We start from the raw sequence: 1,267 nt of genomic DNA, 5'->3' as shown, positions 1-1,267 counted from the left end.
ACCAGAATGATCGGATATTGGGTCGCCGCGTAATTGTCGGCCGCGACACTCGCCGCCACCGCAGCCTGCGGGACCGCCAGCGACAGGAATGTCGTCAGCCCCGCGAACGGGGTCACGCTCATCGCGCACGCCACCGCACCTGCCATCACCCGTGAACGTATCGATCTGGCCATCTTCATCTCCTCATTAATTTCATTAAACCCGAATAGCATGCGCTGAGTGTGGCAGTAGTTGACGACTAAGATAAGCACGCGTATGTGCGTAACATTACAAAGCAGCGCTAACGTTTTGTCGGTAATTGGAATCGAACACTTAATCTATTTTTGGTTGATGTTTCAGTGCGATATTGGCGTCGACTGAGAAATGACCTAGTGGGGGAGGTTCTGCCGGTTCTCGATGGACCTACTTCATTGCAAATCGTAGTCTACAAGAGACGCAGCGCGGCTTTGCTCATGATCAATGGCAAATCGGCGTGCCCGGGGGGCGAGCATTCCATTTCTTCGATATTTGGGAGCCGTGCTCTATGAAGGAATTTCGCCTAGGTGATCGTGGTGACGACGTAGGGCTACTGCAACGTCATCTGCTGCGAGCAGGATATACGATACCCGTCACGGGGCTCTACGATGACGCCACGGAAGCTGCGATTGTGGCGTTCCAAATCAAAACCGGGCTCGCTGAAACAGGGATTGCTGGCCCTAGAACGCTCGCGACGCTTGCAACAGGCCTGCGTGATCCTAAACATCTGTCCGGTAGCGATTTCCTTAATGCTGCTGGCAAGCTTGGCGTGTCCACCGAGTGTTTGTTCGCTATCTATGAAAGCGGCTCGCATAGATTCGGATTTCTACTGGACGGGCGGCCCGTGATCCGTTTCGAGCAAGATATTTTCTGGGAACGTCTCAGGGCTCACGGCATCAATCCGGGGCCGTTAGAGAACCTCTATCGAGGCACCTTGTCTCCCTGGCTTAGAAGTCCTCAAAGAGAGGAGACTGAATACGCTCGTCTCAGGGCGGCCGAAGTGATCGATGCGCGGGCCGCATGTGAATCTACTCGCTGGGGTGGATTGGGGATCATAGGTTACCACTGGAAGCGAATGGGCTATGCTACTGTCGATGATTTCGTCTCGTATATGGAACAAGACGAAGGTAATCAACTCGATGCCTTTGTCCGCTATATCAAGGCCGACTCGGACTTGGTAGCGGCACTGAAAGCTCAAAAATGGGGCGAATTTACGAGAAACTACAATGGCTTCGATTACGCTTATCATCTT

1 protein-coding gene and 1 pseudogene are annotated in these 1,267 nt (G+C 53.1%); one reads left to right on the top strand and one right to left on the bottom strand.

Annotated elements, in window-relative coordinates; genetic code table 11:
- Positions 1–251: pseudogene (locus tag RZR99_RS32830) on the bottom strand (hypothetical protein); the annotation flags it as partial.
- A gap of 272 nt (positions 252–523) precedes the next feature.
- Here RZR99_RS32830 and RZR99_RS32825 point away from each other — a divergent pair.
- The coding region (locus RZR99_RS32825) for an N-acetylmuramidase domain-containing protein (protein ID WP_323123829.1) at positions 524–1,267 on the top strand (744 nt) is incomplete at its 3' end.

Origin of the sequence: Burkholderia alba (assembly GCF_034721475.1) — a bacterium.
Taxonomy (GTDB): Bacteria; Pseudomonadota; Gammaproteobacteria; order Burkholderiales; family Burkholderiaceae; genus Burkholderia; species Burkholderia alba.
The sequence above is the reverse complement of the archived record's forward strand: the minus strand, read 5'-3'. Positions and strand labels throughout refer to the sequence as shown.